Here is a 385-nt window from a genome sequence, read left to right on the forward strand (position 1 = left end):
TCCTTTCCTTAGTGTCCGCTCCTCATATGTAGATATATTAATACCAAAGGAAATAATTGAAGAAGGATTTGCGATTAGGGTAATACATAATGGTTTTGTTGATGTAGAGTATGAAGCTTCTAAAATGTTTTTTGATAACTATAAAATACAACAACCAAGTATTCCATTATTACATCCAGAATTCCAAAATCCGCTGTTTTTAAAAATCTTTTGTGAAGGCTTGAATAAGTCAGGTCTGACAATAATACCAGAGGGATTTGAAGGGATATCCCGAATATTGGACTTCTATATAGAAAGTATTAATGGTAAATTATGCCTACCTTCCGTTTTTGATTATTCAAACAAAATGAACCTTGTTAAAAAAACAATTTTTGCTATTATAGCT

At 30.6% G+C, this 385-nt stretch carries 1 protein-coding gene; it reads left to right on the forward strand.

The annotated features are described in order from the left end of the window. A partial coding sequence (locus tag AC1DUA_RS40930; protein WP_477505055.1) for a hypothetical protein occupies nucleotides 1–385 on the forward strand: 385 nt, incomplete at both ends.

It is taken from the genome of Paenibacillus sp. 01T422, from assembly GCF_056398785.1.